13 protein-coding genes and 1 pseudogene are annotated in these 15,117 nt (G+C 69.8%); 9 read left to right on the top strand and 5 right to left on the bottom strand.

Annotated elements, in window-relative coordinates:
- Nucleotides 1-171: 171 nt before the first annotated feature.
- A pseudogene (locus tag AC069T_RS21060) lies at nt 172-405 on the top strand (transposase); the annotation flags it as partial.
- Here AC069T_RS21060 and AC069T_RS21055 read toward each other — a convergent pair.
- The 3 genes from AC069T_RS21055 to AC069T_RS21045 form a co-directional block, all read right to left on the bottom strand.
- The gene (locus AC069T_RS21055) at nt 406-2,007 is read right to left on the bottom strand and encodes a carboxylesterase/lipase family protein (protein WP_478784201.1); all 1,602 of its coding nucleotides are present in this window, start codon (nt 2,005-2,007) and stop codon (nt 406-408) included. It lies immediately after the preceding pseudogene.
- A gap of 73 nt (nt 2,008-2,080) precedes the next feature.
- The gene (locus AC069T_RS21050) at nt 2,081-3,352 is read right to left on the bottom strand and encodes an MFS transporter (protein WP_478784200.1); all 1,272 of its coding nucleotides are present in this window, start codon (nt 3,350-3,352) and stop codon (nt 2,081-2,083) included.
- Between the two features lie 470 nt (nt 3,353-3,822).
- Nucleotides 3,823-4,485 carry a FadR/GntR family transcriptional regulator gene (locus AC069T_RS21045; protein WP_478784199.1) on the bottom strand — a complete coding sequence of 221 codons (663 nt, stop codon included), beginning with the start codon at nt 4,483-4,485 and terminating at the stop codon, nt 3,823-3,825.
- Nucleotides 4,486-4,905: 420 nt separating this feature from the next.
- On the opposite strand from AC069T_RS21045, the gene AC069T_RS21040 reads away from it, so the two are divergent.
- The 5 genes from AC069T_RS21040 (at nt 4,906) to AC069T_RS21020 (ending at nt 9,938) form a co-directional block, all read left to right on the top strand.
- Nucleotides 4,906-5,748: a fumarylacetoacetate hydrolase family protein gene (locus tag AC069T_RS21040; protein WP_478784198.1), complete on the top strand. Its 843-nt coding sequence runs from the start codon at nt 4,906-4,908 to the stop codon at nt 5,746-5,748.
- 33 nt (nt 5,749-5,781) lie between these two features.
- Nucleotides 5,782-6,708 carry a VOC family protein gene (locus AC069T_RS21035; RefSeq protein ID WP_478784197.1) on the top strand — a complete coding sequence of 309 codons (927 nt, stop codon included), beginning with the start codon at nt 5,782-5,784 and terminating at the stop codon, nt 6,706-6,708.
- 7 nt (nt 6,709-6,715) lie between these two features.
- Entirely contained in the window at nt 6,716-8,347 is a 1,632-nt protein-coding gene (mhpA, locus tag AC069T_RS21030) for a bifunctional 3-(3-hydroxy-phenyl)propionate/3-hydroxycinnamic acid hydroxylase MhpA (protein ID WP_478784196.1), read from the top strand.
- Between the two features lie 188 nt (nt 8,348-8,535).
- Complete coding sequence (locus AC069T_RS21025) at nt 8,536-9,291, top strand: CoA transferase subunit A (RefSeq protein WP_478784195.1); 756 nt, start codon at nt 8,536-8,538, stop codon at nt 9,289-9,291.
- Nucleotides 9,291-9,938 (top strand): CoA transferase subunit B, encoded by a 648-nt coding sequence (locus tag AC069T_RS21020; RefSeq protein WP_478784194.1) that lies wholly within the window; start codon nt 9,291-9,293, stop codon nt 9,936-9,938. The genes AC069T_RS21025 and AC069T_RS21020 overlap by 1 nt, the downstream gene beginning before the upstream one ends.
- A 256-nt stretch (nt 9,939-10,194) precedes the next feature.
- Here AC069T_RS21020 and AC069T_RS21015 read toward each other — a convergent pair whose 3' ends face one another.
- Nucleotides 10,195-10,698: a TetR/AcrR family transcriptional regulator gene (locus AC069T_RS21015; protein ID WP_478784193.1), complete on the bottom strand. Its 504-nt coding sequence runs from the start codon at nt 10,696-10,698 to the stop codon at nt 10,195-10,197.
- A 131-nt stretch (nt 10,699-10,829) separates the two neighbouring features.
- Here AC069T_RS21015 and AC069T_RS21010 point away from each other — a divergent pair, with 131 nt between their 5' ends.
- Nucleotides 10,830-11,924, top strand: coding sequence for an amidohydrolase family protein (locus AC069T_RS21010; protein ID WP_478784192.1), 1,095 nt, complete (start codon nt 10,830-10,832; stop codon nt 11,922-11,924).
- Between the two features lie 50 nt (nt 11,925-11,974).
- Nucleotides 11,975-12,961 (top strand): amidohydrolase family protein, encoded by a 987-nt coding sequence (locus AC069T_RS21005; protein ID WP_478784191.1) that lies wholly within the window; start codon nt 11,975-11,977, stop codon nt 12,959-12,961.
- A gap of 193 nt (nt 12,962-13,154) precedes the next feature.
- On the opposite strand, the gene AC069T_RS21000 is transcribed toward AC069T_RS21005, so the two are convergent.
- On the bottom strand, nt 13,155-14,069 hold the full coding sequence (locus AC069T_RS21000; protein ID WP_478784190.1) for an EamA family transporter: 915 nt from the start codon (nt 14,067-14,069) through the stop codon (nt 13,155-13,157).
- Nucleotides 14,070-14,153: 84 nt separating this feature from the next.
- Here AC069T_RS21000 and AC069T_RS20995 point away from each other — a divergent pair, with 84 nt between their 5' ends.
- Nucleotides 14,154-15,077 (top strand): LysR substrate-binding domain-containing protein, encoded by a 924-nt coding sequence (locus AC069T_RS20995; RefSeq protein ID WP_478784189.1) that lies wholly within the window; start codon nt 14,154-14,156, stop codon nt 15,075-15,077.
- The last annotated feature ends 40 nt before the right edge of the window (nt 15,078-15,117 follow it).

Here is a 15,117-nt window from a genome sequence, read left to right as displayed (position 1 = left end):
CCGCCAGCAGCCGTCCGCGCACGACCCGCCCGCCGGAGCCGAACGCCGCGCTCGGGTCGGCGCGATCCTGCACGGACCCCGCGGACTCCTGCTGGGAGTCCACCGCCGCGGGACCACCGAACTCCCGGGATGATTTTGTGACTAGCGGCGTTGGTGGTCGTTGGGTGAAGTGTGAGTGTTCGTCGTCCGTACCGCAGTGACGTGTCCGACGCCCGCTGGGCCTTGATCGAACCTGTCTTCAACAACTGGCGGGCGAGACGGACCGGCCCCGGAACGGCAGCCCGAGTGCACGACCTGCGCGAGATCCTCTACGTCAACCGCACCGGCATGCCGTCGGAGTACCTGCCGCACGTCCCGCCCTACAAGACTGTCTACGACTACTACGCGAAGTGGGAAGCCGACGGCTCAGTTGGTTGCCGTGCGCCAAGCGGAGGGGAACCGTCCGTTCTCGCGGAAGGAGGCGATGAAGCGAAGCCGTGCGCTATCCGGTTCGGCGACCGCTGCCGAGGTGGCGTTGAGGTTCATGAGGCTTCTGCCTGCACCTTGGTACGTGGGCCAGGCGGGCAGTCCCGTGCCGTTGGGGTTGCCGCGGGTGGCGAAGTTGGCCCAGTAGCTCATGACGGTGTGGGAGAAGGTCCGGTCAGCGGTGGTCGCGGCCGGTGCTGTGGGGGCGAAGTACTGGGGGAGGAGGTCGCCGAAGACGAACGGCACGTCCGAGACATGGGCGGCGGCGGGAGAGTACGGGGAGGTGTAGGTGAACTTGTACGCGTAGACGTCGCGGGCGCTGGTGCGCTGGTGCAGTCCGAGCATCTCCCAGGTCTGCTCGGTGATGGCCATGTCCCCGATGAGCTGTCCGGCCGAGGCGTCCGTCTGGGCTTGGGTGGTGGAGGGGTAGAGGCTGTTGAACTCCGGCATGCGGCCGGTGCCGAAGAGCTTTTCTGCTGCTGCCCTGAATTCTGTGGGGGTGGCGTGGGGCAGGGCGAAGGGGTCGAAGATGGGGAAGTTCTCCGCCGCGGTGTAGCCGGCCAGGAGCGGTACGCGCTGTTGGCGTCCGCGGGCGAAGACGGCTGCGGGTGAGTCGGTGAGGACGTGGCCGTCGATGCTGGGCCCGAAGGGGGCTGCTGTGGTGCTCGCAGTGTGGAGCTGGGTGGCGGGTATGGCCCGCAGCCCGTCGGCGGTGGGGGTGTTGAGCCGTGTGGCCAGGGCGGCGCCCTGGGTGAGGGCTTCGGTGTGGGTGGGGATAGAGCCCGTTTGGTTGTCCCAGAAGGCGCCGCTCTGTGCGATGGCCTTGCTGAACAGGCCGGTGGCCTGGGGGGAGGACATGAGCAGGCCGACGGCGTGGGCGCCTGCGGATTCGCCGAAGAGGGTGACGTTGCCGGGGTTGCCGCCGAAGGAGGCGATGTTCTGCTGGACCCAGCGCAGGGCTGCGATCTGGTCCTGCAGTCCGTAGCCGCCGGATGCTCCTGCTTCCTTGTCGAGGTCGAGGTGGGCGAGGAATCCGAAGGCGCCGAGCCGGTAGTTGACGTTGACCACGAGCACGCCGCGGGCGGCGAGGGCGGCTCCGTTGTATTTGGGGTCGGAGCCGGAGCCGAACTGGAAGCCTCCGCCGTGCAGCCACACCATGACCGCCTTGGGCTGGCTGTCCCGGGGCGGGGTCCAGATGTTGAGGGTCAGGCAGTCCTCGCTCATCGCCGTGGCCGGTGCGCCGGGCTGGCTGGTGCCGTAGCAGGCGGGGCCGGGGGTGGTGGCCTGACGTATGCCGCTCCACCGCGGCACGGGCTGGGGGGACTTCCAGCGCAGCTTTCCGGTGGGAGGGGCTGCGTAGGGGATGCCGTGGTAGGCGCTGACTCCGTTGGCGTCCGGCACGGTGCCCTGCAGCTGTCCGGAGGCCGTGGTGACGACATCTCTGTCCTGGGCGGCGGCCGTCCCGGGGCCGGCAACCAGGACAGAGGCGAGCAGGGATGCGCCCAGTGCAGTACGCAGGGGGCGGATGACACGTGGATGCATGTGCGGCTCCGTGGGAGTGGGCGATGGCCGGACGGCGTGGGCGCGGTGGTGCGGAGGCGGCGGGCGGTTGCACTCAGCCGACCAGTGGCTGTGCCACCTTTGCCGCGTCCTTGTCCGTGGTGTTGGCCTGGCGCGGGGACTTGAACAGGCTGGTCATCAGGGCGCCGAGGAGGGCGGGGATGACGAAGGCGTAGAACCCGGCCTTGGGTGAGGTGATCAGGACGGTGGCGGCCGCGAGGTAGCTGGGGCCGACGATCGCGCCGAGGCGTCCGACGCCCAGGCTGAAGCCGAGGCCGGTGCCGCGCAGGTGGGCGGAGTAGTAGCGGGCGACGAAGATGTTGATGAGGTTCTGGGTGCCCAGTGCGCCGAGTCCGGCGATGGCCGATGCCAGGAGGAGGACCGGGCGCGGCTGGGGGGTGCTGAGGACGATCATGGCGATGGCGGCGAGGACGAAGCTGGTGACGGTGGCGGCCTTGATGAACCCCCGGTCGGCGATCATGCTCGCGATGAGGGTGCCGACGACGGCGCCGATGTTGAAGGTGATGGAGAACTCCAGCGACGAGCTGAGGTCGTATCCGGCATTCACCATCAGAGTCGGCAGCCAGCTGCCTGCTCCGTAGACGAGGACCAGGCCGGTGAACGTCGCCGCCCAGAACAGCAGGGTCGCCCGCCGGTGCTGTGGCGTCATCAGCTGCGCCAGCCGGTTGGCCGGCACGGTGCTCTCGCCTGAGCGGTCGGCCTCGGCCGGGTGCTCCTGGACGCCTGCGGGCACCAGCTTCCACACGAGGGGGACGAGGACGAGCGGGAGGACGCCGAAGAGGAAGAGGGTGTGGAAGTCGAAGGCCGGGAGCAGGGCGCGGCCCAGGATGCCGGTGATGAGTCCGCCGATGGCGACGCCGGTGAGCGCGGTGCCGACCTGCAGGGAGCGGCGGGCGGGGGGTACGGATTCGCTGACGTAGGCGGTGACCAGGGGGATGAGGGCGCCCAGTCCGATGCCGGTGGCGAAGCGGGTGGCGGCGAAGAATTCGAGGTTGCCGGCGACCGCGCTGAGCAGCATCCACAGCGACAGCCACGCGAGCCCGGCGATCATGGGCAGGCGTCGTCCGTAGAGGTCGCCCGCCCAGCCCGCGGCGATGGATCCGAGCGGCATGCCCAGGGCGGTGAGGCTGCCCAGCAGGCCGAGTGTGGACTTGGTGACGTCCCAGTCGGGGTGGGCGAGGAGGGAGGGTCCGACGGCGCCGAGGATGAAGAGGTCGTATCCCTCGATGCAGAGGATGACGAGCCCGAGGATCACCGCGACGCGTGGACGCTTCTTCGATGTGGGCATGCCAAGGGTGCTGTTCATGGGTGGACTCCTCGGGGGCAGGGAAGGGATGCGGACTGCAGTCCGCGGCTAAGCGGCGGGGGGCCGCGTAGAACTTCGCGGATCGTCACGGGAGGCGGGGTCCGCCGGCGACCGTTCGGCGGCCTGGATGCGCGGCGCGCCACGGCACCGTCCGGCAGGGGCAGGGCGGTGGTCGAGTCGATAAAGCGGCGCTGTCCGACGCCTGGTGGCCAGGGGGCGGGAAAGGGGTGCCGATGTCGTCGAGGAAGCGTCGCTGAGCGTCGTCGAGGACATGCTCCGGTGCGGCGGTGAACGCGGGGACCGGACCGTTGCTTGAGGGGTCGTCCGTGTGCGTTCACCGGCTGCGGTGGATTGGGTGTGATGTTGAGGGGGCGTGCGGTCGGCTGTCAATCCCGCTAGCTGTGAAAAGGGAAAGCCCCGTCCTGGAACAGGACCGGGCTCAGGGTGGGGTGGTGGGTGAAGTTGCCTGCTCAGCGCTCTGCGGCGGGCTCCTCGGGCTGGAGACTCGTGTTGTGCTCACGGATCAGGCGGAGCGCCGCGTCACGGTCGCGTCGCTCCAGGGCGTCGACGAGATCGCGGTGGAGTTCGTGCCGGTGGGCGATGTAGTGCTCCAGCGGCTCCTCGCTGGCCGGTAGCACCGCCAGTGTGTGGGCCTCGATGAGGTCCAGCAGGTTGGAGTACAGGGAGCTGAGGAGGGCGTTCGGGCTGATCGCCGCGATGGCTGCGTGCAGCCGCCAGTTCGCGTGGACGAACGCCACCGGGTCAGCGGTGCCCACGGCCGCTTCCATGGCCGCGATGTGGTCCTTGAGGCCGGAGATGTCGGCGGGCGAGGCGTGCCACAGGGCGTCCTCGATCAGCAGGGGGTCAAGGGCGTCGCGGATCCGCACGGCGTTCGCGACGTCGCTCTGCTGCGCGTCGAGGGCCAGGACGGAGTTCCCGAGCCGGACCATGGGGGACTGCTCGGCGCTGAACAGGCCGCCACCGGGCCCCGGCTTGACGGTGACCAGCCCCCGGGACTGCAGCAGGCGCAGCGCCTCGTTGAAGGTCCCTACCGACACCCCGCACTGGCTCCGCAGCTCTTCCTTGGTCCCCAGCCGCGCCCCCGGCTCGGCCGCACTGACCAGCGCCGCCACGTGCTCGGCCGCTCCTTCGGCCCGGCCTGCCGAAGGAGCCCGGGAGGCGTTACCGGACTTCCGGGTCGCTGGTGAGGACGCGGCCCCGGTCCGAGGCGAAGGGTAGGAGTGCAGGTCAGAGCCACTCTGGGCGAGGGCCCGCTGGGGTGTTTCCCCTGCGCTGTCCGGTGTGGTCGTCAAGGCTTCTCCCAGAGGTTCGTCATATTCATCATGAAGGTTATCGCTGCAACTCTTGACGTCACGGGTAACGCCGACGCAACATCAAGGTAATCATCATGCTGAATACCCGGCGGGTGAGACAAGGGGTTCGTTGTCGCTGGCGGACTCCCTGTTCCTCCGGGCCGGCTGCTCCGTGGTCCCGCCGTTCGACGTCACAGCCGTCACGTTCAGGGCCCGCCTTTCCTTGTCAGGAGTGCTTCCATGCGTATCGCCAACCTCTCCGGCCGCCTGGCCCTGATCGCCGATGACCGTGCGATCGATGTCGAGCAGGCCAGCGGAGGCGCCTTCGCCGCCGACCCCCAGGCCGTCTACGAGCGGTGGGACGAGTTCCGGACCTGGGCTGCCGGCGCCGACCTGTCGGCCGGTGTCTCCTTCGAAGCCTCCGACCTGGGGTCCCCCGCTCCCGCGCCTCGCCAGACGCTGGCGATCGGCCTGAACTATCGCGATCACGCCGCGGAGTCCGGGTTCGTCGCCCCCGACGGCCTGCCCCCGGTGTTCACCAAGTACGTCACCAGCATCAGCGGCCCGGTCACCGAGGTGAAGCTGCCCGAGGGCGGCCACACCGACTGGGAGGTCGAACTCGTCGCCGTCATCAGCGCCCGCGCCGAGCAGGTCACCGAGACCGACGCCTGGAGCTACGTCGCAGGACTCGCCGTAGGTCAGGACATCTCGGAGCGTGTCGTGCAGCTCGCCGGGCCCGCTCCGCAGTTCAGCCTCGGCAAGTCCTACCCGGGTTTCGCCCCCATCGGGCCGTGGCTGGTCACTCCGGACGAGTTCGACAACCCCGACGACCTCGAACTGCGGTGCGCAATCAACGGCGAGGAAGTCCAAAAGGGCCGCACCCGTGACCTGATCTTCTCCGTCCCCGCGCTGATCGCCGGCCTGTCTGCGGTCCTGCCGCTGCTGCCCGGCGACGTCATCTTCACCGGTACCCCCGCCGGCGTCGGCCTGGGCCGCGACCCGCAACGGTTTTTGTCCCACGGTGACGAACTCGTCTCCGCCATCGAGGGCATCGGCGAGCTGCGTCAGACCTTCGTCGGCTGACCGGCCGGCCCGACGGACAAGGGAGTTGCTCTCATGGCACTGCACCGTCTGACCTCCATCACCATGGGGGTCCCCAACGTGGCGGAGACCGCCGCGTACTACACCGACTTCGGCCTCGCCTCGGACACGGACGGCTGGTTCGCCTCCCGCGACGGCGGGCGCCAGCTCCGTATCGTCTTCGCCCCGCGCCGCCGCCTCGTCGAGGTGCGCATCGGCGCCGACACAGCGGACGACCTCGCCGCTGCCGCATCACGCCTGCACCGCCTCGGAACGGTCAGCGAGATGTCGGGCACCACGCTGACCGCCTACGACAAGCCCACCGGCGTGCGTGCCGTCCTGGAAGTCGCCCCCCGCCTGGTCCAGGAACCGGTGCCGGCCACCCTCTACAACGGGCCCGGACGCACCGAGCGCACCGGCGCCCGCGCACCCGGCATCCTGCGCACCGACCGTGTACGGCCGCGCAAGCTCGGCCACGCCGTCGTCGGCACCACCGACTTCGACGCGACGACCGCGTTCTTCCGCGACGGCCTCGGTTTCAAGGCATCCGATTACATCAAGGACCACGGGGCGTTCCTGCGCTGCTCCACCGACCACCACAACATTCTGGTCCTGGCCGCCCCGGTCGCCTTCCTGCACCATTCGTCCTGGCAGGTCGACGACATCGACGAGGTCGGCCGCGGCGCCACCGCCATGCTGGAAGACCACCCCGAGCGGCACATCTGGGGCCTGGGCCGCCACCACGCGGGCTCGAACTTCTTCTGGTACCTCAAGGACCCGGCCGGCAACTTCAGCGAGTACTACTCCGACATGGACTGCATCGTCGACGACCAGCTGTGGACCCCGGAGATCCTCGAAGGCGCCAAGGGCCTGTTCAACTGGGGCCCCCCGCCCCCGCCTTCCTTCCTGGCCCCCGAAGATCTCGCCGCGCTGATGACCGGCACCCACAGTGAGACGAGGTAACCCCGACATGACCAGAGAGCCCTCCGCCGCCGTCCATGACGTGGCGATCGTCGGCTTCGGCCCCATCGGGCAGATGCTGGCCCTGCTTCTGGGCCGCGCCGGACACGACGTCATCGCCCTGGAGCGCTGGCCCAAGCCCTACGACCTCCCCCGGGCCGTGCACTTCGACGACGAGATCGGCCGCATCTTCCAGGCCGCAGGCGTCGGCGAAGCAGTCCGTGCTGTCACCGACCCGGTCCCCGACCACTACGAGTGGCGCAACCACGCCGGCGAGTCCCTGGTCCGTATCGACTGGTCCGGCAACGGCCCGTCCGGCTGGCCCACCGCCAGCTTCTTCTCCCAGCCCCAGCTCGAAGCCGTCCTGGCCAAGGCAGCCGAAGCCCTCCCCACGGTCACCGTCGCCCGCGGCTGCGAAGCCGTCGACCTGCAAGACCTTCAGGATCACGTCCGCCTGGTCACCTCCGGGCCATGCGGGCCCGGTGAGGTGCGCGCCCGCTACGTCATCGGAGCGGACGGCGCCAACAGCTTCGTCCGTACCCGCATGTCCACCACCGTCACCGACCTGGGCTTCTTCTACGACTGGCTCATCGTCGACACCCAGCCGCACGAGCAGGCGACCTGGTCGCCGATGAACTGGCAGCTGTGCGACCCGGCCCGGCCCACCACCATCGTCTCCGGCGGGCCCGGACGCCGCCGCTGGGAGTTCCTGCGCCTGCCCCACGAGAGCGTGGAGGAACTCAACACCCTCGACACCGCCTGGAAACTGCTGGAGCCGTGGGGGCGGAACGAGAAGAACACGACGATCGAACGCCACACCGTCTACACCTTCCAGGCCCGCTGGGTCGACCGCTGGCGTGAAGGACGGCTGCTTCTGGCCGGGGACGCCGCCCACCAAATGCCTCCCTTCGCTGGCCAGGGCATGTGCTCAGGGATGCGCGACGCAATGAACCTGGCGTGGAAACTCAGCCTGGTCCTGGACGCCAAGGCGGATGCAGAGCTCCTGGACACCTATACCAGCGAGCGCAGCGACCACGTCCAGCACGCCATCGGCATGTCCATGGCCCTGGGCCAGGTCATCTGCGTCCTGGACCCCGAAGAGGCCGCCGCCCGCGACCAGCGCATGATCGCCGCCGGCGCCGACCCCCGGTACGCGCTGCCCGCTCCCCCGCCGCCCGTACTGGGTGACGGCGTCCTGCGCCAAGGTGCGGACGGCAAGCGTGCCCCGAACGTCGGCCACCTCACCCCCCAGCACCGCGTCACCCACCAAGGACAGACCGCATTGCTGGACAGCCTCACAGGCGGCGGCTTCACCCTCCTGACCGACGGCCACGAGCCTGCCCAGGCCCTCGACGATGCCGACCGCAGGTTCCTGAAGAGCATCAAGGCCACCACCGTGGCCCTGTACAGCGAACACGCCCCCTCCGACGGCTACCTGGACGCGGACGGCGGCTTCCTGCCCCACATGCGCGAACACGGCCACGTCGCCGCGATCGTCCGCCCCGACTTCTACCTCTTCGGCGCCGCCTCCACCGGCGCGGAGCTGCATGAGCTGATCGGCCAACTGCGCGAGCAGCTGCACCATCCCCAGAGCCCGGGCGCCATCAGCCCCGCACCCGAGCCGCTGATGGCCGTGGAGTAGTCGGCCCTTGCCGCAGACCGCGGTGGGACGGGTCACCGCACGGCCCGCGTCACCGCTGGTACCCAAGCGCCTGTTCAGGCGCCGGGTACCGCCCGGTGTCCGGGCCCGCCGCCGCTGCCGCGCGGCCCGGACACCACACGGCGCACACGCCACCGACGCCAAAGACCGAAGGAACTCAGAGGGACCTCATGGACAAGACAGCTGCCTCTGCGGCACTGGCCGTGGCCGACATCGGGGACGGCGCTTCGCTGGCCGTGGGCGGGTTCGGCCTGTGCGGCATCCCGGCCACCTTGATCTCCGCCCTGTACGTCCAGGGCGCAAAGGGACTGCGGGTGGTGTCGAACAACTGCGGCACCGACGAGTACGGCCTGGGCGTACTCCTGGGCGCCGGCCGCATTGCTCGGGTCACCGGGTCGTATGTAGGGGAGAACAAGGAGTTCGCCCGCCAGTACCTGAACGGTGAACTGGAGGTGGAGCTCGTGCCGCAGGGCACGCTGGCCGAGCGGCTGCGCGCTGGCGGTCACGGCATCCCCGCCTTCTACACCCCCGCCGGAGTCGGCACGCCGCTCGCCGACGGCGGCATCCCCTGGCGGCACACCGCCGACGGCGCCGTAGCCGTCGCCTCCCCGGCGAAGGAGACCCGCCTCTTCGACGACCGGCCCTTCGTCCTCGAGCACGCCATCACCTGCGACTTCGCCCTCGTCCGGGCGAAGCGGGGGGACCGGCACGGCAACCTGGTCTTCGACAAGACGGCCCGCAACTTCAACCCCCTTGCCGCCATGGCCGGCCGCATCACCATCGCCGAAGTGGAAGAGCTGGTAGAGCCCGGCGCCCTGGCACCCGACGACATCCACCTGCCGGGCGTCTTCGTGCAGCGCGTCGTGGAACTCACCCCCCAGCAGGCCGTCGACAAGCAGATCGAGAAGAGGACGGTGCGCGCCTGATGGCCTGGAACCGCAACGAGATGGCGGCCCGCGCCGCGGCCGAGCTGAACGACGGTGACTACGTCAACCTCGGCATCGGGCTGCCTACCCTGGTTCCCGGGTTCGTCCCCACAGGCGTCCACGTGGTCCTGCAGTCGGAGAACGGCATCCTGGGCACCGGCCCCTACCCGGCCGAGGACCAGGTCGACCCGGACCTGATCAACGCCGGCAAGGAAACCGTGACCGTCCTGCCGGGAGCCGCGTACTTCGACTCCGCCCTGTCCTTCGGCATGATCCGCGGCGGCCACATCGACACCGCGATCCTCGGCGCGATGCAGGTCTCCGCCATCGGCGACCTGGCCAACTGGATGATCCCCGGCAAGATGGTCAAAGGCATGGGCGGGGCCATGGACCTCGTCCACGGCGCCCGCCGGGTCATCGTCCTGACCGACCACACCGCCAAGGACGGCACCCCCAAAATCGTCACGGAGTGCTCCCTGCCACTGACCGGCGAGGCGTGCGTCCACCGCATCATCACCGACCTCGCCGTCCTCGACATCACCGACATAGGGCTCGTCCTGGTGGAGACCGCCCCCGGCGTCACCGTCGAACAAGTCCTCGCCGCCACGGACGCCCCCGTCCGAGTGGAGGCTCCCGCCCTCAGCTGAGGGACGGCGGACCCGACGGCGCACCCTATAGATCCTCCCGCCGGTCCGGTGTCCCGGACAGCCACCGGACCGGCGGGAGCAGTACGGACGGGGCGACGCCACAGGTGCGCCCGACCCGGCTCCGACATCCGCCTCACGCATCCCGGCGGGGAGCCGCGGGTGTACTGCCCACATGAACTCCGCCCCGGCCGCGATGTGTCCATCGAGGCTGCCCTGCCTGCCCGGCCGGGGCGGACCCCTTCCACCCACTGGACCATCAGGAGGCGGACAAGCCCTCCAGGATCGCCTTGAGGAACGCGTCATCCACCGGGCGGCGCGCGATGAGCGCCTGGTAGAACAAGGGCCCCACCACCCGCGCGAACTGAGCATCGGTCAAAGGACCCACCGCCTCGATCAGCGCCCGCTGGCGCACACCGGCGACCTGCCGCAACACTTGCTCACTCACCGGATCCCGGTCGGCCTGCGCAATCAGCGCACACAGCACCGCCGTCGTACCCGGCGCCTCGAGACTGCCCCGGATCGACTGCAAAAACGCCCGCAGGTCCGCAGCACCACCGACTTCCCCCTGCGACGGGTCATCGAGGTAATAGCGCAAGGTCACATCGACCAGCAGCTGCTCACTGGTGGCCCAGTGCCGGTACAACGTGTTGCGCGAGACCCTCGCCGCCCGGCTCACCGCGCTGAACGTCACTGCCTGCGCCCCCTGGGCGACCAAAATCTCCCGGGCGCACCCGAGAACATGCTGCCGCGTGCGCTCCATACGAGGATCCATCCCGGCCCCACCTCCACACCCGACCCTATCTTCAGGACACTGTGTACTGTAAGTCTCACACTGTCCCGCAGGACCGTAAGACGGGAACCGGGACGAGTCCTCGCATCCAGGAGCAACGCATGCCTCAGACACCGTCCCCCCGAAACGCCGACAAGATCGCCTTGCACCATGTCCGGATCTTCGACGGGACGCAGCTCACCGAGCCGTCCACGGTGGTCATCGACGGCACGGTGATCGGCACCGACCCCGCCGGGGCCCGCACCATCGACGCCGGCGGCGCGATTCTCCTGCCCGGCCTGATCGACGCGCACGTCCATCTGCACGGACCTGAGAGCCTGGCGCAGCTGAGCTCCCACGGCGTGACGACCGCCCTCGACATGGGCACCTGGCCCGCGCAGCTGCTGGCATCCCTGCGCGATGCGGTGGGAACGACCGATATCCGCAGCGCCGGCACGCCCGCCATCGGGGAAGGAGGCCCGCACGCAAGGATTCCCGGCATGGCCCGCAGCGCTTTCGTGCGCAACGCGCAGGAGGCCGGTGAGTTCGTCGCGGGCCAGGTCAGTGCGGGAGCGGACTACATCAAGATCGTCGCGGAAGCGCCCGGGCAGGGCGGCCCGGACCAGGCGACCATGAACGCCCTGGTCGTCGCCGCCCGCGCGCACGGCAGGAAGAGCGTCGCGCATGCCACCAACGGTGGCGCGTTCGCCATGGCCCTTACCGCCGGCGTCGACTTCATCACTCACATCCCGGTCGACTGCCCCCTCACGCCCGAAGAAATCGGCTCCGCCCTCTCCCGGGGCCGGGTGGTCATCCCCACTCTGACCATGATGGAAGGCACCACGGCCGCGCGCGGTGTGGCAGCCGCCTTCGCGGTGGCCTCCCGCAATGTGGCGGCCCTGCATCGGGCCGGGGTGCCTGTCCTGGCCGGAACGGATGCCAACACCCAGCCCGGCGTCCCCTTCCAGGTCGCCCACGGGCCCAGCCTGCACCACGAACTGGAACTCCTCGTCGACGCCGGACTGAGCACGGCTGAAGCTCTGCGCTCGGCCACCAGCCTGCCCGCCCAGCACTTCGGTCTCACCGACCGCGGCACCATCGCCCCCGGTCTGCGCGCCGACCTCATCCTCATCGACGGCGATCCCCTCACCGACATCCGCACCACCCGCAACATCACCCGCATCTGGTGCGGCGGCACCGAACACACCCCCGCCTAATCACCGCACCCACGATTGGGCCCTCACGCTCGAAAAGGCAGGCCAGAGCGATGCCGCACCCCGCCCCGCTGGTGGACACCCACGCCCACTTCCTCACCCCCCACTACGTGCACGCCGCGCAGAGCGCCGGGCACACCCACCCCGACGGCATGGACACCTGGCCCACCTGGAGCGCCGAGGAACACCTCGCGCTGATGGACCGCTGGGGGGTTTCCACCTCGCTCCTGTCGATCTCATCACCCGGCACCCACTTCGGCGACGACGCCCACGCCCGCGCCCTGTCCCGCCACGTCAACGAAGCCGGGGCCGCCGTCCGGACCGCTCACCCCGACCGGTTCGGACACTTCGCCTCCCTGCCGCTGCCCGACGTCGACGGAGCACTGGCCGAGCTCGTCTACGCCATGGACCACCTCGCCAGCGACGGCGTCACCGTGGAAACCAACGCCCACGGTATCTACCTCGGAGACGCCCGCTACGAGCCGCTCTACGCGGAGCTCAACCGGCGCCGGACCCCGGTCTTCGTCCACCCCACCTCACCGCAGCACGCCCAGGACATCGCCCTGGGCCGCCCGCGGCCGATGCTGGAGTTCATCTTCGACTCCACCCGCACCGTCAGCGACCTCGTCTTCAACGGCGTCTTCCAGCGCTATCCGGACATTCCGTGGATCTTCTCCCACGGCGGCGGCGCACTGCCCCTGCTGAGCGAGCGCATGGAGCTGTTTCGCAAGGTCTTCGCCAAGGGCGACCCCGACCTCGACCCCATCCCCGAACAGATCGGGCGCCTGTGGTTCGACATGGCCGGCACCCCCTTCCCCCACCAGATCCCCGCCCTCACCCGCGCTTTCGGCCACGAGCGGCTCCTGTACGGCAGTGACTACTGCTGGACCCCCGCACCCGGGGTCGACGCACAGATCGCCTCCATCAACAGCGCACCGCAGCCCGCCGGTACGACCTGGCAGGACCTCACCACCCACAACGCCCACCGCCTCTTCCCACGCCTCGCGACACTCGCCGAAGAGGCGGGCACCGACAGGTGAACCGAAGCTCAGCAGGTGTCACCGGCAGAACCGGATGAAGTGCTCATCGGAGTCGATTGTCACCAGCGACGCAGGCGGCTTGTCACCAAACGCTGCTTCGGCAATCTTTCTGCCACCAGTAGCCACGATAGAAAGCCCATGGCTCTCTGAATCGATGCTGGTGCCTTTGACGGGTGGGCCCCTTGACCCCTGCTCACGCCGTTTGCTGCACGCGGGGCTCTGGCGCGTGCAGCGTGTCGGGCACCGGGCGGGCGCCGGTACGGGTTGCGCCCATGCCGGCGATCACGACGAAGGCAATGCCGACGGCGGGCGCCAGCCCGGGCATCTGGCCGAGGACGAGCAGGCCGATCAGCGTGGCGATGGCGGGTTCCAGGCTCATCAGGGTGCCGAAGGCCGAGGTGGTCAGCCGGCGCAGGGCAAGGAATTCGAGGGCGAAAGGCAGAACCGGGCTCAGGGCGGCCAGGGCGAGCATGATCCACAGGGCCGGCCAGGTCACGTGGGCCGAGACGGTGGGCGCGGCGATGAACATGCCGAGAACGCCGGCGACGGGCATGGACAGGGCCAGGCCCTTCAGGCCGGTGACGCTGTCGCCGACGCGCTGGGTCAGCAGGATGTATGCGGCCCAGCAGGCCGCGGCGGCCAGCGCGTACCCCGCCCCGAGCGGATCAAGGCCCCCGTGCCAGGGCTCGGTCAGCAGCACCACGCCGACCGCAGCCGCCGCAGCCCACACCTTGCGCCCCCGCCCGGGCCCCAGCAGGGAGACTGCCAGCGGACCGAGGAACTCCAGCGCGCTCGCAGTACCCAGCGGCAGGCGGGAAAGGGCGAGCATGAAGAACATCATCATCCCCGCGGTCGCCACGCCCAGGACGGTGCAGGCGATCAGGTCCTGGCGGGTGAAGTCGCGGCACCGGGGCCGGACGAGGAGGAGCAGGAGCAGACCGGCCCATCCCAGGCGCAGTCCGGCCGTGCCCAGTGCGCCAAGCTGGTCGAACAGGGGCACCGTCAACGCGGAGCCGAGCTGGACGGCGGACATGGCGGCCAGGGCCATCATCAGCCCGGTCCGGGCGTCGCTGGGTCGCGGCCGGCGTGGAGGTGTCTGCGCACTCATGGGCTCCAGTAGAGGCTGCGGGCATTGTTCGCGTCCACGTGCCGATCATGGACAGTCCGTTAGGAAAACCTGGACAATGGGGCCATGGAGACACGACGGCTGCGTCTGCTGGTGGAACTGTCCCGGCTGGGCTCGATGCGCGCGGTCGCCGACGTGACGGGCACCACCACCTCGACGGTTTCGCAACAGCTCAGCGTCCTGGCGAAGGAAATGGGCGTCGCACTGATCGAGCCGGACGGGCGGCGGGTCAGGCTCACCCCGGCAGGCCGCCGCCTGGCCGAGCACGCCGCGGTGATCCTCGCCGCGGTGGAAACCGCCCGCCTCGACCTCGCCCCCGGGGCAGAGCCCAACGGCACCCTGCGGGTGGCCGGATTCGCCACCGCCATCAGCGCCCACCTGCTGCCCCTGGTCACCGAACTGGCCCGCACCCATCCACGACTTCACATCCTGGTACGCGAGCACGAACCCGCCGAAGCCCTGCAGCTCCTGGCCGCGGACGAGACGGACCTGGCCCTGACCTACGACTACAACCTGGCCCCGGCCGATCCCGATCCCGCGGTGCACACCACCGCACTGTGGACAGCCCCGTGGGGCCTGGGCATCCCCGACCACGCCGATGTGCCCCAGGCTGCGGACACGCTGGAAGTCTTCGCCCGCTTCCGTGCGCACGACTGGATCGTCAACTCCCGCAACACCGCCGACGAAACGGCCATCCGCACCCTGGCCTCCATGGCAGGGTTCACCCCCCGCATCACCCACCAGGCCGACAGCCTCGACCTGGTCCAAGGCATGATCACCGCACGGCTGGGCGTGGGGCTGCTGCCGATCGGCACCCAGACCTTCCCCGAGGTCCGCCTGATACCGCTCACCGACCCCAAGGTGATGCTGCGGGCCCACGCCGTGGCCCGCCACGGCCGGCTCACCTGGCCCCCGCTGACCCTGGTCACCGATCTGCTCGTCCGACGTGCCGCGACCACAGCCGGCGACATCCCTGCCCGGCCACCGTGAAAACCTGCCAGCTAGCCTGCCACCGGGGATGTTGCCCACC

The sequence above is a fragment of the Streptomyces sp. NPDC043867 genome, assembly GCF_056435845.1.
Note: the sequence above shows the minus strand (reverse complement) of the source record. Positions and strands in the feature narration are given on the sequence as shown.

Bases quoted from the DNA above. Each gene is read 5' to 3' on its own strand.
- AC069T_RS21050 (WP_478784200.1), bottom strand. From the start codon at position 3,352: ATGAACAGCACCCTTGGCATGCCCACATCGAAGAAGCGTCCACGCGTC.
- AC069T_RS21040 (WP_478784198.1), top strand. From the start codon at position 4,906: ATGCGTATCGCCAACCTCTCCGGCCGCCTGGCCCTGATCGCCGATGAC.
- AC069T_RS21055 (WP_478784201.1), bottom strand. From the start codon at position 2,007: ATGCATCCACGTGTCATCCGCCCCCTGCGTACTGCACTGGGCGCATCC.
- mhpA (WP_478784196.1), top strand. From the start codon at position 6,716: ATGACCAGAGAGCCCTCCGCCGCCGTCCATGACGTGGCGATCGTCGGC.
- AC069T_RS21005 (WP_478784191.1), top strand. From the start codon at position 11,975: ATGCCGCACCCCGCCCCGCTGGTGGACACCCACGCCCACTTCCTCACC.
- AC069T_RS21035 (WP_478784197.1), top strand. From the start codon at position 5,782: ATGGCACTGCACCGTCTGACCTCCATCACCATGGGGGTCCCCAACGTG.
- AC069T_RS21025 (WP_478784195.1), top strand. From the start codon at position 8,536: ATGGACAAGACAGCTGCCTCTGCGGCACTGGCCGTGGCCGACATCGGG.
- AC069T_RS21010 (WP_478784192.1), top strand. From the start codon at position 10,830: ATGCCTCAGACACCGTCCCCCCGAAACGCCGACAAGATCGCCTTGCAC.
- AC069T_RS20995 (WP_478784189.1), top strand. From the start codon at position 14,154: ATGGAGACACGACGGCTGCGTCTGCTGGTGGAACTGTCCCGGCTGGGC.
- AC069T_RS21020 (WP_478784194.1), top strand. From the start codon at position 9,291: ATGGCCTGGAACCGCAACGAGATGGCGGCCCGCGCCGCGGCCGAGCTG.
- AC069T_RS21000 (WP_478784190.1), bottom strand. From the start codon at position 14,069: ATGAGTGCGCAGACACCTCCACGCCGGCCGCGACCCAGCGACGCCCGG.
- AC069T_RS21015 (WP_478784193.1), bottom strand. From the start codon at position 10,698: ATGGAGCGCACGCGGCAGCATGTTCTCGGGTGCGCCCGGGAGATTTTG.